The sequence below is a fragment of the Mucilaginibacter aquaedulcis genome (assembly GCF_030409325.1).
In the GTDB taxonomy this organism is placed as follows: Bacteria; Bacteroidota; Bacteroidia; order Sphingobacteriales; family Sphingobacteriaceae; genus Mucilaginibacter; species Mucilaginibacter aquaedulcis.
Genome location: NZ_JAUFPR010000004.1, coordinates 770,234 through 793,114 on the forward strand (window position 1 = coordinate 770,234; position 22,881 = coordinate 793,114).

Consider the following 22,881-nt stretch of genomic DNA (forward strand, 5'->3'; position numbering starts at 1 on the left):
ACACCATGAGAAAGTCAATTGTCCTGTTACACTTAGTAACCCTGATCGTTTTATTAAATAACACCCGTCTGAAAGCACAAAATAAACCGTTAACAGTAGGTGACGAATTGCCCGATCTTACATTCAAAAACATATTTAACCGCAATACAGAAATCAAATTATCGGACTTGCGCGGTAAGCTGGTCATACTGGATTTTTGGGGTGTGTTCTGCATTCCATGCATTGAGGAATTTCCAAAACTTGATTCTCTGCAGAAAATGTTTGGTAATGAAATTCGGATAATTCCGGTTAATCCTTTGGACAGGGATTCTATCGGGCGGTTTTTCAAAAGCCATTCAAAAGTTTACCTGCCTTCCTTGCCGTTTATAACGGGCGATACCATACTGCAAAAGATTTTTCCTCACCAGGGTAATCCTTACATAGTTTGGATAGGAAAAGATGGAAAGATGCTATTGGATGATGTGCCAATTACACAATCCCATATTGAGGCCGTTCTTTCCAATAAAACGATGAAAGTCCCCGAAGCTGTAAAGAATAATTACGTTGAATCATTGTTTGACAAGCGTTGGAGCAACGACATGTTATATTCCTCCTACATTTATAGGGGCAGAGATTTAGGCGTTAAATTAGGGACATCCGAAATTGGTCAGAGTCTTTCAGAAGGCGGAACCGTTATGTTTTTGTATCAAAGGGCATGGGAAGGATTAACAAACGGGAAGTATGGGTTTTTCAGACCAGGCAGAACGGTTATTCAAACCAAAGATTCCACTAAATACTTTGAGCCTAAAAATCTAAACGATTATGATAAACAGGTATGGTTGAGGGATAATATTTATTGGTACCAATCTTCTATTCCCAATGACAAACCCTACCATGTTTATGAATTAATGAAGGAAGATTTAAACCGCGCTTTTCACTTAAACGCCGGGATTGAAAAAAGACCGGTAAGATGCCTTGTTCTGGTCAGAACAAGTAATACAGATAAAATAAAAACACAGGGGCATAAACCCATTGATTCGTTTTTCAACGCAGACAGGATAGGTAAAGACTATGGCCCAACGCGTTCTTTAATCAATCAGCCATTCAGCAAATTCTCGAAAAGGCTGACAGGGTTGATAGAATACGGGCTCAAAAAACCTTTTGTAGATCAAACGGGTTACAATGGCAATATCGATATTCAATTCAAAGCAGACGTATTAGACGGGATTGTTTTAGCAAATCTGCGTAATGCCTTAAAAGTTTATGACCTTGATCTGGTTGAAAAAGATGTTGATTTAACCGTTCTTTCTCTAAAAGAAAATTGAGGTTTTGCGACTAAAAAAACAACGGAATTGGCAATAGGCCAATTCCGTTGTCAGTAAAATATACCGGAAACTGTATCTTAATTCTTTTCCAGTATCCTGTTATCGGGAGCCGGCGTCCCTACATCGGTGCCTACCGGTAATGAAGCGTTTGTGGACCCAAACAAACAAATTGGCTGATTTGCATTGTCCTTACAACTTTGGGTATTAATAACATTTGCTTTTGTGTCGTTGTAAGAGTAGGCCGCAATTGTTTCATTGGTGCTCGGATTCACATGATACCAATACAGGGCTGCCGCCTTGGTTGTATTAACCGGAACTGTTTTTTTCACGTCCGGTTTAAAGGCAAAAGCTACGCCTATAATTGCCACGAAGGCGAATGAAAGCATAGCTCCCAGCCATACTTTTTTATTTTTTAATGTGATTTTTTTCACAGGAATGAACTTTTTATAATAGCAAAAAAGGGCTCCAAAAACTTTATATTCGTATAGTTATGTGACGTTTTGCCTTTAGGCAGGCCTCACCGGAAACTTTTGCGCCCTGGGTGCTGCTGTTTCCATTTGCCCGAATAGCCCGGCACGGCTATTCGGGTTTTTCGTAAATAATGCATCTTTACGGTCGTGAACACTGGTGTGGGTAATTCTCTTTCGGACGTAAGCATGATTAAAAAGAGGCCGGATGTTGATGGTATAAAACCACAGACATGCTGCCATGTACCTCTGGATAAAATGGATGCAAAGCGCTGCCATAGCGGCCAGCATGACCTTTGAGTTATAATCCTCTGCCATGTCCCTGATTGTTGCTGCATCAAACGTTTTCATCCTCTACATTTTTTCTTGTTAATCAACTTAACACCAGCGGCGCAGCCTTGGCGTCACCTATCCTGGGTTTGTGCACTTTATCGCTGTACCCGCGTTCCATGCATCAGCATCCGGTGCCATCTTAACAGTACCGGCCGGATATCCCACTGATAGTTTTTACTTTAGGGGCTGCTATCATGTTGCTGATGCTCTACCGCCAGGAAATGGCGGCTCGGCTCCCGGTACTTCCATCACACATCTTTGCAACAGTATTGATCGTTGCGTTTAGTAAATCTCGGTATCTGGTTTCCCCAAAAGCATAAAAAAACAGAGATAATGAGGATGGAAAAACACTAAAGGAGGTAAGTTTTTTTATGCCTGTTTTTGAGAAAAAAGAGAGAATGGGCATGCAACAAGCCCTAAAGACTATCAGAAGGCGGGTATCCAAAAAATTTCTTGAACTGTATGCGAAAACTTTGCACATCCTTATATCCCACTAAACTATATACTTCGTTGGTGGATAGCTGGCCCGCTGCAAACAATTGTTTTGCCTTTTGTAAACGGAGGTTGATCAGGAACGCGTGTGGTGTGGTGCCAAATTCTTCTTTGAAATTTTCGATCAGTGTTTTCTCCGTGATATGAAAAGTACGGATCAGTGTTTGGTTGCTGAGTTCGGAGTCTGTATAATTTTTTTCCAGGAAGTCCTTAACGCGGTAGACAGGCTGTTCCAGTTTGATCGAAACCATCTCCTCGTATTGGGCCAGCAATTGTTTAAAGAACCGGAGCAGCTCTGCTTCAATATCCGTTACCTTATGATCATTCAGCTCGTATAACTGGAGCAGTGTCCGGTAGATCGGTCCTGCTATCGGGCATCGGGGCATATGTCCATATAAGGAACTTCCGTTATCGAGGTCAAAAACAAATGCTTTCAGTTTGGGATATTGGCCGATATCTTTTTTCAGCCACTCCATTCTTGGAGCAATGTAAAAGATACGGTGAATCCCGGGCTGCAGGTTACCGAAGTATTCGCCTGGTTTGTTGAAAGTAGCATAGCAGGAACCCTTGTCTGCTTCGGTAATGAGAGTACCATCGGGAGTGGAAAAACGAATGTGCCCCTCCAGCATGAAAAAAAGGAACAGGGCTGGTTCATCCACCTGGTAACTCAGGGATAATTCCTTGTCCAGTTTAAATTCATACAGTTCAATATAAAACAAGTAATGGCTATGATACTGGCGGAGCAATGTCCCTCCTTCCAGCCGGATCAGCTCGGCATCGGTATAGTTTACCGGGTAACGACTGTACCCTGGCGGTTTTTGACGAATGGGGCTCCGGGAAATAACCGGAGAAGAAAAATATAAGATGATAGGGTTCTTCATAGGCTTGCTAAAAATCTGGCTGCCTCCTATCTGTATCAGGAGTCTGCCTTAGATGTGTTTAATCATAGATAATTTTAATATTGCAATAGCTTATTTAATTAAGCTGCTTAATCTCGGCGTTATTTATATTCAAAAGTGTGACATGCGTAAATATTTTTTTTCGGGTTGAATAAATGCATTTTTTTAATGCGAAAACAGTGGTAAAAGGGTGGTGACTTTTGGGGGCGAAAAAGGGAGCAAACACCCAATAATTTGCCTGATTATCACTTCAACGCCAACAATTATTGCATAAATCGGCTCTTTTTGGGTTCATCGCGATGAAAAAAAGTAAAAAATAGTTACTACCCTTTACCCCTGTAAAAAATTTCTTCTCTCTATGACAGCAGTTTCATGAGAACCGAACCATTTATTCTGATATGTGTCGGGAGAATCTTCCGGCGAAGTACACTTTTAATTTTCTCCTATTTATCTGTTTCCTTATTTCAGATGATCGTGCACTTATCTTATCTACCCTTTTCTTTGCAATTTTTAGCTAAAGCGTTAACACCGTATTTTATCAGATTAAAGTTATGCTCCTGAAAATCTTTTATCAATCGATTACATTACAAAATGAGTTGATCTACATTACAAAAAAGGTCATTCTACCTTAATAAATGGATTGATATACATCACAAATAAAGTTGCTTTACCTACCCTTTTTTCGGAATTTTTAGCTAAAACCTGAGTTTTATCGCATCGGGTTAAAGCTATAGTATGGATGTCTTTTTGTCAATAAACAAAGGTTCAGAACGTACTTAACAAATGATAAAATCCACATTACCGATTGTTAATTGATCCGTTAACAATTAACAATTGGGTTGACTTATTGCCTTTCTTATTCGCCGAATATTTTTGCACTTTTTATCATCCCATTATTGGCTACCTGAATATTGTGTGTTCACAGAAACCCTACAGGAAAATCGCTCTCCTGATACCTATAATATTCAGGACACATTAATACAAAAACACTTTCCGTTTACACCATAAATTTCAACGATCCGTTCAGGATATGCTAAACGTTTATCGAATAATTTAAAACTTTAACTTATAGGATTTGTCACGGAAAAGTGTGTAGCGATGCTGATTCATCAGGCCCCGTTATTTGAAAATCTGAATGGTAAAAGAGCGTCCAATACTGGTACTTAGATTACCAGTATTGGATTTTTTTTAACCTAACCACTAATCCCGATAGGGTATAAAACAAGCACAAATTTGCAATATAATCCCGATAGGGTATAATTATGATATTAATAGAAGATATAATCCCGATAGGGTCTAGCTAATAAACTTTATTTATATTTGTACCCGAAAGGGTATAAATATGTTGTCAGAATATTTGAAGAAAAAAAGGAAATCACTAAATCTCACACAGGAAGACCTGGCATCTAAAGCGGGAGTGGGACTTAGGGTCGTTCGTGAGATGGAACAGGGAAAACCAACATTGCGGATGGATAAAGTGAATCAGGTGTTGATGTTATTTGGCGCAGAACTCGGAGTGGTATTAAAAGTAAAAAATGATGAGTAGGAAAGGTTTGGTGTATTTTCAGGACACGCTGGCTGGTGTACTTGCGGAAACTGATGATGGTTACGAATTTACTTACCAGGCTGATTATTTAGGGACTAAGAACGCAAAGCCGGTAAGCTTAACGCTGCCATTGTCAACCCAGAAATATGAAAGTAAAGTATTGTTTGCTTTTTTCGATGGCTTGATCCCGGAAGGTTGGCTACTGGATTTGGCAACAACACACTGGAAGGTCAAAAGCAATGACCGGTTTGAATTATTACTATTAACATGCAGGGATGCAATCGGAGCTGTAACGGTTATTCCCGAAATAGATTAAGCTATGGCAAATTGTTGGTTTTGTTATCAGGATGCAGGTACATCGTCTTTTCATGAAAAATGTTCAAAGCGTTTTTTTGGTACGGCTAAGGTACCTGAGCTGGAATTGAATAATAAACTTTTGAAAACGTTGGGCGAACAGACCATCAACGAAAGGATCGCTGTGACCGGAGTTCAGCCCAAGCTTTCTGTTACCCTGAAAAAGACGAAGGAGCACAACCCTCTGACTATAGTAGGACTTTGGGGAGAATACATACTTAAACCACAACATCCTGGTTTTCCAGAAATGCCGCAATCAGAAGATCTGACTATGCATTTGGCAAGCCTGTTTAAAATGCCAACTTGCGATCATACTTTAATGGAGGCATCAGACGGCAGTTTGGTTTATCTTGCCCGTAGATTTGACCGGGTGAAAGGCCATAAGGTTCACATGGAAGATTTCTGCCAGCTTTCTGAATTTTTAACGGAAAATAAATACAGGGGCTCGTATGAAAAGATCGGTAAGCTTATCCTGAAATACTGTACTCAAACTGGTTTTGATGCGCTGACTTATTTTGAACTGGTGTTATTTTCTTTTTTGACAGGCAACAATGATATGCACCTGAAGAACTTCTCTGTGCTATATACGGACGAGGGGGTAAGTTTAAGTCCTGCCTATGACCTGCTCAATGTAAATCTTGTTAATCCACAGGACGATGAAGAGCTGGCCCTGACAATAAACGGCAAAAAGAAAAGAATTGGATTATCTGATTTTGATGTATTGGCAAGAAGCATGAATATACCTGAAACCGCCGTTAGGAATACGTATAACAAATTTTCCTCCGGTAATAAGGAGGTTGGTAAGATGATTGAAGCATCTTTCCTGAGCCCCGAAAAAAAGACATTATACCTGGAAATTTGGAATAGAAAGCAACGGTTGTTTAATTGACAAGCCACAGTTATACATTGTGGATTTTCCTCCTGGTGAGAAAAAAATAAAATCCTTATTCACCGCAGTCGCGAAGATAGCCCACGCCGGAATCAAACGTCAAGGGTACACAAGCGGGCCGCTGTGTCCGCTTCCAGCGGTTGGCCCGCCCTTGACATTTGATCCGGCTAAGCGCTTTTGTTGCTTAAGCGTTGAATAAGGCTCGGTTGTTCACAAGCGCTCAAACTGCAAGCCCTTCACATTCCGAGCTGGACAGCCTGTACAGAAGATTTAGCTTAGGGAAAGCCTAAAAGACCTGATGCCCAACAGCAAGTAAATCAACCCCACGCTATGCACTATGAATAACTGAATTTTTGTATTTTAATGGTTGCCCGTTCCTGTCAGAAAAAAAGGCTTTAATCTCAGCCACTATAGCTAAAGCAATTTCCTCGGAAGTTTCTGAACCGATGTCCAACCCTATCGGACCGTGGATCGCCTCCAGGTCCCTTTCAGTTATGAAAATCCCTGCATCCGCCAGTTCACTCAGCATCCGTTCCAATTTTTTCTTCGGGCCTAAAACGCCGATATATAATGGATGCAATGGTAAAATATTTTGAAGAAAAGCTAATTCATAGTTGTAGTTGTGCGTCATCAAAACAAATGCAGTCCATTCGTTAAAATCTACGATTTCTAAAACTTTTTCCGGCTTAGCAACGATGATCTTATTTACTAAAGGGAAACGATCTGAATTAGCATAATTTGGCCGACCATCTATAATGGTGGTATTCCAACCTAAAATAGCTGCCATTTTCGTTAATGGTATCGCATCGTTCCCTGCTCCAAGGATGACAAGGGAAATTAACGGTTTAACGCACTCGATAAATGCCGAGTAACCCAAGTAGCCGGTTACGATTGATTGCTGACGGGCTAAAACATACGCTACATCTGCCAATAATTCATTTTTATATGGAGTAGACTCAATACCTTTTGAAAGTATTTTTCTATCTGAAAAAAATAAAGTGGAACCTGGTTGCGGAGCTTTCCGGTTTTCGGTAGAGAACAAAGTGACTAACACTGAATATCCTGTAGAATTGATAGCAGCCTTAAGCAAAGCAATAGGGTTGGCGCGGCCATTCATTATTGGCTCTATCAAAATATGGATAATGCCATTACAGCCCAGGCCAACACCAAGTTTGGCATCATCATCATCCATTGTGTCATAGGTAACCAACATCGGTTGCTGTTGCATAATCACCATCCGGGCTTTTCGCAAAGCATCTCCTTCCAGGCAACCGCCGCTTATAGCACCGGTCAATTGTCCATCTTCGGTGATCAGCATTCTTGCACCGGCCCTGCGGTAAGCTGAACCTTCAACGAGCACCACGGTAGCCAAAGCTGTTTTTTTATTTTCGTTAACAGCTCTTTCGTATGCAGCAACAATATCTATAAGTTCTTTCATGCCTTACACCAAATCGATATAATTCAATTAATTGATTAACCCTTCTGATATATCTTATTTAGCGGGGGCAAATGCGCCTGTATTTAACCATGTCAGCCAAGCCTTTTTGAATGCAGCATGGCTCATTGGCGGCAATGTACGGCCTTCGCCCGGATTCCAGCCTGCAAGCACCAGGCCGTCGTCCGCATGAGCAATCAATTTTTTCAAATCCTTATGGCCATTCTGTTTCGGGTCGATCAATTGTTTAGCCAGTTGCCTCGGAGTCCTCCCCTGGAAAACCATTCGCATGTTGGCAGGAGGCAAATGCCAGTTTGGATTACCCGGAGGCGTATGTAAACCAGCTGTATTTGTAGGCTGGTGACAATTGGCGCATTTCATAGCGTAAACACCTTTACCATCAATACCACGTTGTGGCAACATCGTGTGTAGATGACTGTCATCCCCCTGCAGAGGAACGTTGCCCGATGGATGACAATTCATACAGCGTGCACTCATCAAAACGGTATATACCTGCTGGAAAGCTTTTACAGAAGTAACACTGTCCTTTTTAATCGGCGACAATGAGTTACTTTTGACTACTTTCAGACTATTGTCCTTATTCATCGTAAATGCCATTATGCCTATTCCGCCACATAGCAGGCCTATTACGATCAGTAACCGGAAATTACTGCTGTAATTCCGCCGGTTTGATATCTGTTTGTTCATGAATTACCACCCCCTTTCCTTTGCAATTCTGAAGCTAAATGAATAGCCTCACGGATACGCAGATAAGTGCCGCACCGGCAAATATTACCTGCCATAGCATCATTGATATCCTGGTCTGTTGGATTCTTGTTTTCTTTAAGCAGGACTGCAGCCGACATGATCTGCCCGGCCTGGCAATAACCGCATTGTGAAACGTCCAGTTCTAACCAGGCCTTTTGAAGCGGATGATCGTTCTTTTCAGACAACCCCTCTATGGTGACTACCTTTTTACCTACAGCGCGGCTGAGCTTGGTGACACAGGAACGTACCGCTTCACCATTCAAATGTACTACGCAGGCACCACACTGCGCTACCCCGCAGCCGAACTTGGTTCCAACGAGGCCAACATGATCTCGGAGTACCCAAAGCAAAGGCGTTTCCGGGTCTGCATCAATATGGTATATCTTCTTGTTAATATTTAGTGCGATCATAACGTGATAATTACGGTTAAAAATCTATTAATCAAACTGTAGGGATTACCGGTTGAGGCGAGGTGAAGGGCTGCTGGTAATAGCGTTTTCCTGTTGCTTTGTAAAGCGCGCCGGCCACCGCGCCAAAAACAGGAGGAAATGGCGGCTCACCCAAACCTGTTGGATCGATATCATTTTGAACGAAGTGGACATCTACGCTTTTAGGTGCTTCATGCATACGAATGATCCGGTAGGAATGAAAATTATTTTGCGCAACCACACCATCCTTATGCGTTAATCCTCCATAAAGAGAATTGCCGATCCCGTCTATCACCGCCCCCTGTACCATATTGGTTGCGGCATCCGGATTGATCACAATACCACAGTCGATGGCGCTGGTTACCCTTTCTACGTAAGGCTGTCCGTCCTTGATGGTTATATCTACCACGTGAGCCGCGTAAGAGTTATGGCAAAAATAGGCGGCAACGCCACGGCTGTATTTTTTATGCTCCGCACCGTTCCATCCCGATTTTTCTTTAACCAATTTCAAAACACCCGCATACCGGTCGACATCATACTCATTGTTTTTACCAACAGGGTTCTCTTTTGCTCGCTTCAACAATTCCAATCTCATCTCAATGGGATCTTTACCCATCGCTTCGGCTAATTCATCCAGGAATGATTGTTCTGCGGCAGCATTGAAATTAGACCTTGGAGCCCGGAAAGCGCCTATCGTAATATTGGAAGGAATTTCCCAGCCTTCGGCCAAATAATGATCAATGGCTCCTGCCGGGAAACGGTTCGCAGCGATAGCATGTTCCGGTATCCCACCGCCTTTGACATGAAAAGCGATCAGGTTCTTATTCTCGTCTAAAGCGGCGCGGTAAGTAGCGGTATACATCGGGCGATAGATGCCATAGGTTGTGTCATCTTCACGGCTATAGATCAATTTAACAGGAGCTTTCGCTTGCCTGGAAATCAGGGCTGCTTCGATCAAATAGTGCCCGTATGCCCGGCGACCAAACCCTCCGCCCATCCGCGTCATTTGTATCTCGATCTTATCGGCCGGGAGTTTTAACACTTTTGCCAATGTGGGTTGGGTCCACCCTGGCGCTTGCAGAGGGCCTACCAATAGCGCTTTTTCATCGGTAACATGGGCAAAGAAATTCATCGGCTCCATGCAGTTATGTGCCAGGAAGGGTGCGTTGTAAGTCCGTTCAAGAATTTGAGCCGCATTTTTAAAAGCTGTTTCCGGATCACCATCTTTCCTCAATAACTGGGCAGGTTTGCTGGCGTACTCACGCATTTTCTCCATTTGCTTCTCGGTACTTTCAAGCTCTCCCGGAACAATAACTTCCCGCTTTCCGCCGCCCCGGCCCTGCATGGTATTGGTAACGTCGCCGGCAGGTTCCCATTCAACAACGAGTTTTTTACGGGCCTGCATCACTTCCCAGGTCGTTTTGCCAACCACCGCAAGAATTACGTTAAAAGTCCGTGTATCGAAACCGCCCTGTTCAAAGCCGTCCTCATATAATTTAATGGTGAAAACATCTTTAATGCCCGGCATTTTTAATGTCTGCGACGCATCAAAAGATTTGAGTTTTAAACCAAAAGCGGGCGGATGTACGGGCATGGCGATCAGCATACCCTCGTGTTTATAATCCAGGCCAAAAAGTGGCTTTCCGGATACGATTTTTGTACCCTCCACATTTTTTTGTGAATGCCTTACAATGTTAAAGTCTTTAACGTTTTTTGGATTCACATCCTTAGGCACAGGAATGCCAGATGCCTTGGCCGCAAAGTCGCCATAAACACCTTTTCTATTACTTTTTACGTGATAGATTTCACCAGCTTTTGTTGTTAATTCCTCAACAGGCACCGCCCAATTTTGGGCTGCGGCCTGCATCAGCATTTGTCGTGCAGAGGCTCCTGCCTGCCGTAAAGGCTTCCAGTACATCCGCATGGAATTACTTCCACCTGTAAACTGCGGGCCAAGTTTAGTATTATCATGCGGGCCCATTTCAACGATCACTTTCTTCCAGTCTACATCCAGTTCCTCAGCTACGACCATTGGCAGCGATGTCATTACGTTTTGCCCAAACTCCGGATTAGGGCAAATAATTTTAATGATATTATCTGAAGTGATCTTGATGTAGCCGGTCAGTTCATTCCATTCCGGGGATGCTGCATCAATACCTCGTTCCGCGAGCACGGACTTGGCAAGGCCACTAAAATGAAGCAATAATCCACCACCTGCAATGGCAGAGGCTTTGAGAAAAGCGCGCCTGGTAAAATCAGTGTTTGTTTTTTCCATGATAATTGAAATTAGGTGTTGCTGATTGGTTCAAATAACAGGGGCAGTTATTTATATCATTAAGTTAATCCAATTATAACTAATTCATTGACCGGTATTCATTTGGTGTATGTCCTACCCGCTTTTTAAATACGCGTGCAAAGTGCTGCGGATACTTAAACCCCAGCTCACCGGCGATCTGATTAATGGTTTTGTTACCGTCAAAGATCTTTTCTTTGGCCACATCGATCAGTTTTGACTGGATATATTCCTGAGCGGTTTTACCGGTCTCTTTTTTTACCAGGTCACCAAAATAATTAGACGATAAATTCAATTGCTCTGCGCACCAGGTAACCGAGGGCAAGCCTACAATCTCCGGTTTATCTGATTCAAAATATTCGTTCAGCAGGTTTTCAAAACGTTCCAGCAAACCCTGGTGTACATTGTCTCGGGTCATAAACTGGCGGTCATAAAAACGTACGCTATAATCCAGGAACAGTTCGATATTAGCAACGATTAGCCGCTTACTGTGCTTATCTACCCCACGCTCCAGTTCATAATCTATTTTGGAAAAGCAATCCAGAACCAGGCTTCTCTCCCGTTCAGAAAGGTGAAGTGCTTCATTAGATTGGTAACCAAAAAATGTATACTCCTGGATACGTCTGCCCAGTGATGTGCCATGTATAAGGTCAGCATGAAATGCCAGGGCATGGCCTTTAGGCTGATAAATATCATCATTGTCATTAGAGCCTGCTACCTGCCCCGGCGCAAGGAATACCAAAGTACCTTCCTGGTAGTCATAAGTATCGCGGCCATACACCAGGTCACCGCATTTTACATCTTTTAAGAAAACGATGTAAAAGCCGAAATACATTTTTGACAGACTTCTCGGAGCTGCTTTTGACAGATCGACCACGCTCACCAAAGGGTGTTTCGTCTCGTTGTTATTAAAGATGTTGTAATCGTTAATCGAATCAAAGCGGCGCATCTTTTCCATAGCTATTTCTTTATATCCGAATTTACGGTAATTATTAACGTACTGATGCTCAATCACTCGAAATCAGTAATAATGGTAGAAACATCCGTAATATGTATCATATCAACACGGATAAAAGGTTACAATTTTGTATAGGTTCAGTCTGTAGAGCCGGCGTTTGTCTTCCTACGAAACACTTTTAAATTGTTAAACCAATCACCATGAATAAAATTTTATCAGGGCTTATTTTCCTGTTCGCCCTTTCTGCCCAGGCGCAGAATAATACAAGTCCAACATCCGGGCCTTTGGTACATGTTGCCTCAGGTACGCTAAAAGGTATAACAGAAGGAAACGTTTCCAGTTTTAAAGGCATTCCTTTTGCAGCTGCCCCTGTCGGCCCATTGCGCTGGCGTGCCCCGCAGCCATTTCCAGCCTGGCAAGGCGAACGCGATGCTACTAAATATGGAGCAGACTGCGCCCAAATGGGCTGGCCGCGTAACGGCACGGAGATCTCAAAAACATCTTCTGAAGATTGTCTTTTTCTAAATGTATGGAAACCGGCAAATGCTAAAGTTGGTGCCCATCTTCCGGTAATGGCCTGGATACATGGCGGTGGCTTTGTTGCAGGCAGCGGAAATCAGGACGATTTTAACGGCATATCATTTACCGATAAAGGTGTGTTGCTGGTAACTATCAATTACCGCTTAGGGCGGCTTGGTTTCTTCGCCTTTCCTGCATTAAGTAAAGAGCATCCCGAGGAAGCCAAAGGCAATTATGCTTATATGGATCAGATCGCGGCGCTTAAATGGATCAAACAAAACATTGCGGCATTTGGCGGTGATCCTAAAAATGTTACCATATTCGGCGAGTCTGCCGGAGGGGTATCGGTTCAATCGCTTTTAACTATACCAAGTGCGAGGGGTTTGTTTCAAAAGGCAATTGTGGAATCAGGCGGTGGCCGCGACGGTGTATTAACCGGTCGCCCCATTGATAAGGAAAACGCTGACACTTACTATCCTGTGTCAGCAGAAACCATCGGAATTAACTTTGCTAAAAAGCACGGCATCCAGAGAACGGATGCCGCTGCACTGGAAAAACTCCGCTCATTAAGCGTCTCAGAGATCGTCGATGGCGGGCAGGAAACTGATGGTCAAAGTGGCACGCCCATATATTCGGGCCCTATACTTGACGGAAAATTAGTTACCGAAACGGCCCAGAGTGCTTATAATGGTGGCCGGGCACCCAAAATCCCCTTAATGATAGGCTCTAATAGCGCCGAGGTTCCTGCCGGATTCGTTAACGCCAGATCAAAAGATTCTTTGCTTAATTTATTCGGGAATATGAAAAACGAAGCCAAAGCTGTTTACGATCCCGACGGTGCAACAGAATTTCCAAAAATGCTTTCGTTCGTCAATACAGATAAAGTATGGGCAGAGCCGGCAAGGTTTACCGCCAGGGCCATTACCGCTAAAGGCGCGCCGGCATACATTTACTTGTTCTCCTACGTGTCGCCTTCCATGCAACAGTGGATGCGCTATGGTGCGGGACACGCATCGGAGATCGCTTACGCATTTGATAACCTGGTTAGCAGGAACGGTGCGACTATAGCGCCCAAAGACAGAGAGGTTGCCAAGATCATGAATACCTACTGGACAAATTTTGCTAAAACAGGGAACCCCAATGGTGAAGATCTTCCAAAATGGCCGGTTTATGACCCAATACAGAATGAGTTAATTGAATTTCAATCAGATGGTACGGCTATGGGTAAGCCTGATCCAAAAAAAACGAGGCTGGATGTGATCGAAAAAGCTGTTACATCGGGCAATCTGCATTAATCAGTAATAATGGTAGATATCCCCGTAATCTATATCCTGTTTTTTCAGAAACAGGGTATGACCTTTGTATTGATTTAGTAAAGAAGAAATTATGCAAACTGTAAAATTAAATAACGGCGTTGAAATGCCGATCCTGGGATTCGGCGTATTCCAGGTAACAGATCTGGACGAATGTGAAAGAAGCGTAGTAGATGCAATTGAAAACGGTTATCGCCTAATTGATACTGCACAGTCCTATATGAACGAAGAAGCGGTTGGTAAAGCAATCAAACGCAGCGGTGTTGCAAGGGAGGAATTATTTATTACAACCAAACTTTGGATACAATCAAACGGCTACGAAGGAACAAAAAAGGCTTTTGAAACATCCCTGAAAAAATTACAACTGGATTACCTGGATTTATATTTGATCCATCAGCCGTACGGAGATGTGTATGGCGAGTGGCGGGCATTGGAGGAATTGTATAAAGAGGGCAAAGTCCGCGCTATTGGTGTCAGTAATTTTCAGCCTGACAGATTAATAGACCTGATCATCCATAACGAAATCGTACCGGCTGTCAACCAGGTTGAAACGCACCCCTTTCACCAACAGATCGACACCCAACAATTCATGATCGACAATAACGTGCAAATCGAGAGCTGGGGCCCGTTTGCAGAAGGCAAAAACGATATTTTCAAGAATGAACTCCTGAAGGGTATCGGTGAAAAATACGATAAGTCTATTGCCCAGGTGATCCTTCGCTGGCTTACCCAAAGAGGCGTTGTTGCTATTCCGAAATCGGTTAAAAAAGAACGCATGGCCGAAAATCTGAACAGTTTGGATTTTAGGCTGACATCTGATGAAATGGAACAGATAAAAACGCTTGATACTAACGCCAGCCTGTTCTTTGATCATCGTGATCCTAAAATGGTGAAATGGCTTGGTGAACGTGAATTGAAAGATTAGATATTAAACCAAATGAAAACAAGAAAATTAGGAAGCAGCGGATTAGAAGTTTCAGCCCTTGGATTTGGCTGTATGGGTTTAAGTTTCGGCTACGGTCCCGCTACGGATCATAAAGAAGCTGTCAAATTATTACATGCTGCGGTAGAACGCGGTGTAACCTTTTTTGATACAGCCGAAGCTTATGGGCCATTTGAGAATGAAGAATTGTTAGGCGAAGCCTTAGCACCGCATCGCGACCAATTGGTCATCGCAACTAAATTCGGTTTTAAAGAAGGCAAGCCCGGTTTGGGTACTGACAGCCGGCCTGAGCGTATCCGGGAAGTAACGGAGGCTGCTTTAAAGCGCTTGCGAACGGATCATATTGACCTGCTGTACCAGCATCGTGTTGACCCCAACATCCCAATGGAAGATGTGGCTGGAACCGTGAAGGATTTGATCACTGAAGGTAAAGTAAAGTACTTCGGTCTTTCTGAGGCCGGCGTTGATTCGATCCGCCAGGCACACGCCGTACAGCCAGTTACTGCTTTGCAAAGTGAATATTCATTATGGTGGAGGGAACCGGAAGAAGAAATCCTGCCGTTGCTTGAAGAACTTGGCATTGGCTTCGTACCGTTCAGTCCCTTGGGTAAAGGTTTTTTAACAGGTGCGATCAATGATAGAACATCCTTTGATAAAACAGATTTTCGCAATACAGTACCTCGGTTTTCGGAAGAAAACCGAAAGGCGAACCAAGCCCTGGTTGATAAGCTCACACAGATTGCCAATGATAAAAATGCCACCCCGGCTCAAATCGCTTTAGCTTGGCTGTTGGCTCAAAAGCCATGGATTGTACCGATTCCGGGGACAACTAAGCTTCACCGTTTGGAAGAAAACCTTGGAGGCGCGGATATAACACTCACAGATAGCGACCTGAATGTGATCAAAGCTGCATTGAATGACATCGAGGTTCAAGGTCATCGTTACTCCGCTGATGCGCAAAAACTATTGGGACGCAAATAATAGAAAGAAGGGTGAAGTTACCTGCTCCACCCATATTTTATTTAAATGGAACCGAAACACAATAATTAACACCAATTGACAAACCAAAAAATGAGACACATGAAAAAATTAATCTTTGCTTTAATCTTGCTAACCTCAGGCATACAACTATGCCAGGCACAGGCCAATCTGCCAAGCGTGGCCAAAACCCCGACAAAAGAAGAACAGGAATTACTCGACCTTTCTAAAACTAAGTGGACTTTAATGGCCGATAAAAAGGTTGATGCCCTGAAAGATCTGTTTACCGAAAAATGTGTTTTTGTACATATGGGAGGAAGCTGGGGTAAAGACCAGGAATTGAATACCATTAAAGGTGGTTTCATCTGGTATAAAAAAGCGGAGGTTTATGGAGCATCGGTAAACATTTTTGGTAATACGGCTATACTTTTAAATGATATCGACCTGTTGGCTGTAGTTGGCGGCAATGAAGTAGTTCATGCTTTTATGGTCACAGAGGTTTATCTCAAAGAAGACGGCAAATGGAAAATGGGCTCACTTACATTCTCCACATTGATCAGGCCGGTTAAAATGGCCGGCGCACCTGCTACGCCACCACAACAACATTAACATTTAACTAAACGAATTATGAACCGTCGTAACCTTTTAAAATCAGGCCTGGCCATTGCCGGTGGCGCTTTGCTGGCCTCAAATGCTGTTGCCGGTACCATCATTTCTGAAACGGATGCGCCAATCGTCGGCCCAGGAAAGCGCAAACTTGGTGGTAAACTGGAAGTGTCAAGTATAGGACTCGGCGTACAGAACATGAGCCGGACCTATCAAACCACCATCCCATCGAGGCCTCAGATGATTGACATCATTCGAAAAGCTTATGATAATGGCATAACCTTATTTGATACGGCAGAAGCTTACGGGCCTTTTGAATGCGAAAAGATCCTGGGTGAAGCAGTTTCATCGTTCCGGAACAAGATCGTCATAGAAACCAAGTTTGGCTGGGATATTGACCCGGAGACCGGCCGGATGCGCGGTGGCTTAAACAGCAAACCTGACCATATTAAAACGGCTATTGAGGGAATGCTGAAACGGTTACGGACTGACCATATTGACCTGGTATATCAGCACCGGGTTGATCCTAATGTGCCAATCGAAGATGTAGCGGGCACACTTAAAGATCTTATTCAACAAGGAAAAATTTTGCATTATGGGCTTTCAGAACCAGGTCCCGAAACAGTAAGGCGGGCACACGCCGTCCATCCGGTTACGGCGATTCAAAATGAATACTCGCTGCTATGGCGCGGGCCTGAACAAACAATTATCCCCCTTTGTCAGGAACTGGGTATTGGCTTTGTTTGCTGGAGCCCCCTTGGCGTCGGTTTTTTAACCGGTGCTATTGATGGAAATACGGGTTTTGCACCTGGTGATATCCGTGGCATGGAAACCCGTTTTTCAAGAGAGAATATCGGTAAGAATATGCCGCTTGTGGAATTGCTTAAGAAATGGGCGATGCAAAAAAATGCGACTCCCGGCCAGGTATCACTGGCATGGCTTTCGGCGCAAAAGCCATGGATCGTGCCGATCCCCGGAACAACCCAGATGGCACACATGCTCGAAAACGTGGGTGCCGCGCAAATTCATTTCAGTAATGCGGAGCTAACCCAGTTTAATACGGAATTGGCAGCAATTAAAGTGGAAGGTGAGCGGCTGCCGCCGTTTGTACTCGCGTTATCGGGCGTAGAAGCGGTTGCAAAAAAATAAATTGATGTTTATGAAAAAGGTCATCGTTTACTGTCTTCTTATCTGTTTGTGTACCATGACATCATGTTCTAAGGCGCAGCCAACGACAGCAAAAAAGATCCTGATCGTTTACCTCACACGAACCAAAAATACAGAGGCAGTAGCCCGGATGATCCAAAAAAACGTTGGAGGGAAGTTGGTTGCCCTTGAATTAGTTAATCCTTATCCTGCGGATTACCGTGCCCATGTGGCGCAGATGGTTCGGGAAAACCGGGATAATTTCTTACCACCGCTCAAAACAAAGATCGACAGCATCGGCAAATACGACATCGTATTTGTAGGCTTTCCCACCTGGGACATGAAAATACCGCCGCCAATCAAGACATTTCTGAAGCAATATGATTTGAGCGGTAAAACAGTCGTACCATTTAACACCAACGCCGGTTATGGAGTAGGCAGCGGCTTTGAAACAGTAAAAGAATTATGTCCCAAGAGTAAAGTACTGGAAGGTTATTCTACAAAAGGTGGAATAGAAAGGGATGGGATCTTATTTGTTATGAAAGATGATAAAGAAAGACAGGTAAACGCTGAAGTGCAAGAGTGGCTGAAAAAGATAGGTTTGATTAAATAAATGAGCTGAATGAACATACTAATATTAGGGGCGGCGGGACAGATCGGACAATTGCTTACCGATGAACTACTTGCCCGGACAGAATATAACCTTGTTTTATACGCAAAAAACGCAAACAGAAGATTGAGCGGAAGCAATCCGGAGCGTATAAAGATTGTAGCCGGAGATTTTAAGGATACCAAAACATTGGTTAAGGCGATGGAAAACATCGATATCGTTTACATTAATGATATGGGTGATGATCAGTCAACCCAATCCATAATCGAAGCTATGGATAAACATAAGATAAAACGGGTGATCGCAGCCTCTGTTCTTGGTATCTATGATGAAGTTCCGGGCGCTTTTGGCCGGTGGAATAAGATGATGGTTGGCAGCGGTCAGCGGATGCAAAAGCAGATCAGGTCCGCTCAGAAATTGGAAAAATCTGGCCTGGACTATACTTTACTAAGATTGACATGGCTTTATGATCAGCAGGGAAACAACAACTATGTACTTGTGCCTATGGGAGAACCGTTTAAAGAGACCCAGGTTACACGGGAAGCTGTTACACAGGCAATAACCGATATCATTACGTCGCCTGACGACAAATATATCAGGCAAAGTTTTGGGATAGGTGAACCTGGCACACAATGGGATAAACCTTCCTTTTATTAATATAAAGAATCCGCTAAAATTAATAGCGGATACTGAATTGGAATTAACATGAAAAAAATATCGCTGATCATAGCAACTGCAATCTCAACAGGGACAACCATGGTAAATGCGCAATCAACTCAAAAAGGGTATCAATCCAATCCCTATACCCTGGTATACGAAGGAGCGATTACAAAAAATGAAGCAGGAAAAGTAAACATCCATCCAGTAAGCTATAAACTCAACGGGGTAAATATTTCTGCTAATGTTTACACCCCGGCCGATTATGATCCTTCTAGGAAATACCCTGCAATAACGGTTGCTCACCCAAATGGTGGTATAAAAGAGCAAACCGCCGGGCTATACGCGCAGCGTTTAGCCGAAGCTGGTTATATAACGATTGCTGCCGATGCGGCTTACCAGGGAGCGAGCGGCGGAGAGCCGCGCCATACAGATAAACCTTTCTACCGGACGGATGACATCCATGGCATGGCTGATTTTATAAGCCGATACCCTGGAGTAGATACCAACAGGGTTGGTGCTTTTGGTATCTGCGGCGGTGGTGGCTATACTTTAAAAGCGGCCCAGTCTGATAAACGGTTTAAAGCAGTGGCAACACTGAGTATGTTCAATTCGGGTGAAGTAAGGCGTAATGGATTTCAAAACTCCCAGTTGGCTACCATTCAGGAACGTCTGAAAAAAGCGTCAGAAGCTCGCGAACAGGAAGCGGCAGGCGGCAAAATTATCTACGGAGGCGTCGCAAGTATTACAGATGAAGAAATCGCTAAAACGCCGACCGATCTCTATCGCGAGGGATACGAATATTACTACCGGACGCACGCCCACCCAAATTCAACTTTCCTATATACCATGAGCAGCATGATGGACCTGATGACCTGGGATGCCACCGATAATATTGACCTGATCAACCAACCTCTCTTAATGATGGCTGGAAGTAAGGCTGATACAAAATATATGACTGACGAAGCATTCAGCAAAGCGACAGGAACAAAGAATAAAGAACTTTTTGTAATAGATGGCGCTACACATATTCAAAGTTATTATAAGCAGGAATACGTAGATAAAGCGGTAAGCAAGCTGGTTGGCTTCTTTGAGAAATATCTTTAAAAATATTCAGCACTAATGAGCAGCTTAAATTGTAATAATATAAAAATGGAATAAATAAGTTTAAAACACATCAAAGTTGTAGCGGCTATTGACAAGGTTGCGATCATATCAACTTTAAAAAAGCTACCTATGAAAAAATACATCATCATTTTTGTTGCCGGTTGTTTGTTGCTGGCCTCTGCATGTAAAAAGAAAAATACAACCGAAAACACTACCCAAACACCAGCCACAGGAAGCCAGTCATCAGTAGAGACACTGCCGCCGAATTCCAATTTTAAACCTGCCTTTGAAGGACAGACACGAGTAGCTGCTGTAAAAACTACAACTGCTTTCCGGGCCACTGTACTTACTTCATCGCTGACCGCCCCGTGGGGTTTAGCGGTTTTGCCTGATGGCCGTTTTCTCATTACGGAAAAGGCGGGAACAATGAGGCTGGTTACCAATACCGGGCAGGTGAGCTCACCGCTTGCAAACCTCCCGGCTGTTAATGCTGCCGGGCAGGGCGGTTTATTAGGTTTATGTGTAGATCCTGCGTTTTCTATTAACCGAATGGTTTACTGGTCGTTTTCTGAAAGAGGCTCAAACGGTAACGTCCTCGCTGTGGCCAAAGGACGCCTTGCTACCAATGAAACCGGACTTGAAAATGTAACAGTTATCTATCGGGCTACACCGGCTTATACCGGAGCCAATCAATATGGCAGCAGGGTGATCTTTGACCGTACAGGTAATCTCTTCGTAAGCAGCGGCGACCGATCCGATCCGGGTATTCGCGTCCAGGCGCAGGATGAGAACTCGGCCATTGGTAAGATCATCAGGATTACTACTGACGGGCAACCGGCTTCAGGAAATCCATTTATTGGCGAAGCCAATACACGCCCCGAAGTTTATTCGCTCGGTCACCGAAATGAGCATGGTTTGGTGATCCATCCTGTTACAGGCGATCTGTGGGAAGGGGAGCTTGGCCCAAGGGGCGGAGACGAGATCAATATCATAAAGCCCGGTGCAAATTACGGATGGCCGGTTATTACTTACGGTATTGATTATAGCGGGCAACCGATAGGTAATGCAATCCAGCAGCAAACCGGCATGGAGCAGCCCGTTTATTATTGAGACCCGGTGATCTCGCCGAGCGGCATGACCTTCTATAAAGGGAGCCGCATCCCGGAGTGGGAAAATAACCTTTTTGTATGCGCATTAAGCGGTATGCATATCGACCGTTTAGTAATTGCCAATAACAAAGTAACCGGTGAGGAACGTTTATTGGTTAGTGAAGCACAACGCTTCAGGGATATCACCCAAGGTACAGATAACGCACTTTACGCAGTAACCGACCAGGGAAAATTGTATAGGATTGACCGCGAATAAATTCTTAAAAAGATGGACGATTGGTAAGCGGCACACTGATTTTTCTTAAGTAGCTCCTATTATCGAAAAAACGGGTAATATGTAAATCCGACAAGCAAAGGCATGTTTTAAAAGAATAAAAGTTCTTAAATGATGAAAAATCTTCAAAAATTAGCTATATATCTCTGCCTTTCATTCGCCATGAGTTTATCAGTTTACGGCCAACAAAAGAATACAGGCGAGTTATCGCTATCTGCCCGGCAGATAGCCATCGTACCTATCGCAGCATTTGCCGCTAAGGGAGATCAGGACAATCTAAAAAATGCTTTAGACCAGGGTTTGGAAGCAGGTTTGACGGTAAGCGAAATCAAAGAAATCTTAGTCCAGTTATATGCTTATGCTGGTTTTCCGAGAAGTTTGAATGCTATCACTACTTTTCAAACAGTTATAAATACCAGAAAAAATAAAAACGTAGCATCTATTGAAGGCAGAAAACCAGGAAAGGTCAACTTTAGTAGCAATAAATATCAGTTTGGTAAAGATGTTCAGGCAAAACTAACTGGAAGATCAGCGAATTCTACCCAGGATTTTGTTCCCGTGATTGATACATTTTTAAAGGAACACCTATTTGCTGATATCTTCGGAAGAGATAACCTTGATTTTCAAAGTCGGGAAATAGCCACTATTTCAATTCTGGCCAGCATAGGCAATGCCGAAAATCAGCTTCGCAGTCATCTGGGTGTAGGCAGAAATACAGGCCTTACGGAGTTACAATTGAGGGAAATAGCTAATAAATTGTCGGCAAGCGTTGGTAATGAAGCGGGCAATTCTGCTACAAAAATTATAGATATCATGTTTAGTCGCGTCAATAGTCCCACAGATCTCACTGCCGACCAAACGCTTTCAATTGCCCCCACCTTTCCTAAGGGCGATAAAGTATCAGGAGGTAACTTTAGCGGTGATGTATGGGTCAATAGTTTGGCCACCATAAATATGACCATTGCCAACACTTCAGTTGGCAATGTTACCTTCGCTCCAAAATCGCGTACTAAATGGCACAGACACCCATCAGGTCAAATATTGCTTGTTACAGACGGAATAGGTTATTACCAGGAAAAGGGCCAGGCCGTTCGCTTGATCCGAAAAGGTGATGTCGTAAATTGTCCTCCTAATATTGCTCATTGGCATGGTGCAACACCAGATAGCTCTATGTCGCATATCACGCTCGGATTTGATAACGGCAAGGGCCGGGTAGAATGGTTAGGGAGCGTTACAGATGAAGAATACATGCTAAAGTGAAAAAGAAAATCTGATTTGGTTCCAGAGAATGGGCTCGAATCAGCGAGTTTCTCAACAACAGAAGTCACCCACCGAGCAAAACTCGACTCCCGCCGCTCCTTTATCATCTTTATAAGTTTTTCAAAGTGCATTATATTGCTCTATTTATTACAAATATATTACTATAGTTGCAATAACATTAAATAGTGCAGCA

The 22,881-nt window shown here is 43.4% G+C and carries 21 protein-coding genes and 1 pseudogene; 14 read left to right on the top strand and 8 right to left on the bottom strand.

Annotated elements, in window-relative coordinates:
* The first annotated feature begins 5 nt into the window (after window positions 1–5).
* The gene (locus QWZ01_RS21710) at window positions 6–1,304 is read left to right on the top strand and encodes a TlpA family protein disulfide reductase (RefSeq protein ID WP_290327065.1); all 1,299 of its coding nucleotides are present in this window, start codon (window positions 6–8) and stop codon (window positions 1,302–1,304) included.
* A gap of 77 nt (window positions 1,305–1,381) precedes the next feature.
* On the opposite strand, the gene QWZ01_RS21715 is transcribed toward QWZ01_RS21710, so the two are convergent.
* The 3 genes from QWZ01_RS21715 to QWZ01_RS21725 all read right to left on the bottom strand — a co-directional run bounded on the left by QWZ01_RS21715 (window position 1,382) and on the right by QWZ01_RS21725 (window position 3,477).
* A complete protein-coding gene (locus QWZ01_RS21715) occupies window positions 1,382–1,735 on the bottom strand; it encodes a hypothetical protein (RefSeq protein ID WP_290327067.1) in 354 nt (117 codons plus the stop codon).
* A 75-nt stretch (window positions 1,736–1,810) separates the two neighbouring features.
* Complete coding sequence (locus QWZ01_RS21720; RefSeq protein ID WP_290327069.1) at window positions 1,811–2,122, bottom strand: hypothetical protein; 312 nt, start codon at window positions 2,120–2,122, stop codon at window positions 1,811–1,813.
* 398 nt (window positions 2,123–2,520) lie between these two features.
* Window positions 2,521–3,477, bottom strand: a complete 957-nt coding sequence (locus QWZ01_RS21725; RefSeq protein ID WP_290327071.1) for a helix-turn-helix domain-containing protein — start codon at window positions 3,475–3,477, stop codon at window positions 2,521–2,523.
* 1,360 nt (window positions 3,478–4,837) lie between these two features.
* On the opposite strand from QWZ01_RS21725, the gene QWZ01_RS21730 reads away from it, so the two are divergent.
* From QWZ01_RS21730 to QWZ01_RS21740, 3 genes are read left to right on the top strand one after another with little or no spacing between them, the layout of a single operon-like run.
* The gene (locus QWZ01_RS21730; protein ID WP_090463249.1) at window positions 4,838–5,041 is read left to right on the top strand and encodes a helix-turn-helix transcriptional regulator; all 204 of its coding nucleotides are present in this window, start codon (window positions 4,838–4,840) and stop codon (window positions 5,039–5,041) included.
* Window positions 5,031–5,357, top strand: a complete 327-nt coding sequence (locus tag QWZ01_RS21735; protein WP_290327077.1) for a HipA N-terminal domain-containing protein — start codon at window positions 5,031–5,033, stop codon at window positions 5,355–5,357. The genes QWZ01_RS21730 and QWZ01_RS21735 overlap by 11 nt, the downstream gene beginning before the upstream one ends.
* A gap of 3 nt (window positions 5,358–5,360) precedes the next feature.
* The gene (locus QWZ01_RS21740) at window positions 5,361–6,284 is read left to right on the top strand and encodes a HipA domain-containing protein (protein WP_290327079.1); all 924 of its coding nucleotides are present in this window, start codon (window positions 5,361–5,363) and stop codon (window positions 6,282–6,284) included.
* A 328-nt stretch (window positions 6,285–6,612) separates the two neighbouring features.
* Here the strand turns inward: QWZ01_RS21740 and QWZ01_RS21745 are convergent, their stop codons facing one another.
* The 5 genes from QWZ01_RS21745 to QWZ01_RS21765 all read right to left on the bottom strand — a co-directional run bounded on the left by QWZ01_RS21745 (window position 6,613) and on the right by QWZ01_RS21765 (window position 12,223).
* Window positions 6,613–7,722 carry an XdhC family protein gene (locus QWZ01_RS21745; RefSeq protein ID WP_290327081.1) on the bottom strand — a complete coding sequence of 370 codons (1,110 nt, stop codon included), beginning with the start codon at window positions 7,720–7,722 and terminating at the stop codon, window positions 6,613–6,615.
* A 54-nt stretch (window positions 7,723–7,776) separates the two neighbouring features.
* Window positions 7,777–8,427 (bottom strand): hypothetical protein, encoded by a 651-nt coding sequence (locus QWZ01_RS21750; RefSeq protein ID WP_290327083.1) that lies wholly within the window; start codon window positions 8,425–8,427, stop codon window positions 7,777–7,779.
* Window positions 8,424–8,897, bottom strand: coding sequence for a (2Fe-2S)-binding protein (locus QWZ01_RS21755; RefSeq protein ID WP_290327085.1), 474 nt, complete (start codon window positions 8,895–8,897; stop codon window positions 8,424–8,426). The genes QWZ01_RS21750 and QWZ01_RS21755 overlap by 4 nt, the downstream gene beginning before the upstream one ends.
* Window positions 8,898–8,928: 31 nt before the next feature.
* A complete protein-coding gene (locus QWZ01_RS21760) occupies window positions 8,929–11,190 on the bottom strand; it encodes a xanthine dehydrogenase family protein molybdopterin-binding subunit (protein ID WP_290327086.1) in 2,262 nt (753 codons plus the stop codon).
* A 79-nt stretch (window positions 11,191–11,269) separates the two neighbouring features.
* A complete protein-coding gene (locus tag QWZ01_RS21765; protein WP_353959424.1) occupies window positions 11,270–12,223 on the bottom strand; it encodes a helix-turn-helix domain-containing protein in 954 nt (317 codons plus the stop codon).
* Window positions 12,224–12,366: 143 nt separating this feature from the next.
* Here QWZ01_RS21765 and QWZ01_RS21770 point away from each other — a divergent pair, with 143 nt between their 5' ends.
* The 10 genes and pseudogenes from QWZ01_RS21770 (at window position 12,367) to QWZ01_RS21815 (ending at window position 22,688) form a co-directional block, all read left to right on the top strand.
* Complete coding sequence (locus QWZ01_RS21770; RefSeq protein ID WP_290327087.1) at window positions 12,367–13,980, top strand: carboxylesterase/lipase family protein; 1,614 nt, start codon at window positions 12,367–12,369, stop codon at window positions 13,978–13,980.
* A gap of 91 nt (window positions 13,981–14,071) precedes the next feature.
* Window positions 14,072–14,923 (top strand): aldo/keto reductase, encoded by an 852-nt coding sequence (locus tag QWZ01_RS21775; RefSeq protein WP_290327089.1) that lies wholly within the window; start codon window positions 14,072–14,074, stop codon window positions 14,921–14,923.
* Between the two features lie 12 nt (window positions 14,924–14,935).
* Window positions 14,936–15,922, top strand: a complete 987-nt coding sequence (locus QWZ01_RS21780; protein ID WP_290327091.1) for an aldo/keto reductase — start codon at window positions 14,936–14,938, stop codon at window positions 15,920–15,922.
* A gap of 99 nt (window positions 15,923–16,021) precedes the next feature.
* Entirely contained in the window at window positions 16,022–16,528 is a 507-nt protein-coding gene (locus tag QWZ01_RS21785) for a nuclear transport factor 2 family protein (protein WP_290327093.1), read from the top strand.
* A gap of 18 nt (window positions 16,529–16,546) precedes the next feature.
* Window positions 16,547–17,674, top strand: coding sequence for an aldo/keto reductase (locus QWZ01_RS21790; RefSeq protein WP_290327094.1), 1,128 nt, complete (start codon window positions 16,547–16,549; stop codon window positions 17,672–17,674).
* 10 nt (window positions 17,675–17,684) lie between these two features.
* Window positions 17,685–18,284: a flavodoxin family protein gene (locus tag QWZ01_RS21795; protein WP_290327096.1), complete on the top strand. Its 600-nt coding sequence runs from the start codon at window positions 17,685–17,687 to the stop codon at window positions 18,282–18,284.
* A gap of 9 nt (window positions 18,285–18,293) precedes the next feature.
* A complete protein-coding gene (locus tag QWZ01_RS21800; RefSeq protein ID WP_290327099.1) occupies window positions 18,294–18,938 on the top strand; it encodes an NAD(P)H-binding protein in 645 nt (214 codons plus the stop codon).
* 48 nt (window positions 18,939–18,986) lie between these two features.
* Entirely contained in the window at window positions 18,987–20,045 is a 1,059-nt protein-coding gene (locus tag QWZ01_RS21805; protein WP_290327101.1) for an alpha/beta hydrolase, read from the top strand.
* A gap of 129 nt (window positions 20,046–20,174) precedes the next feature.
* Window positions 20,175–21,410, top strand: a pseudogene (locus QWZ01_RS21810) (PQQ-dependent sugar dehydrogenase).
* A gap of 180 nt (window positions 21,411–21,590) precedes the next feature.
* Window positions 21,591–22,688 carry a carboxymuconolactone decarboxylase family protein gene (locus QWZ01_RS21815; RefSeq protein ID WP_290327103.1) on the top strand — a complete coding sequence of 366 codons (1,098 nt, stop codon included), beginning with the start codon at window positions 21,591–21,593 and terminating at the stop codon, window positions 22,686–22,688.
* Window positions 22,689–22,881: the final 193 nt, after the last annotated feature.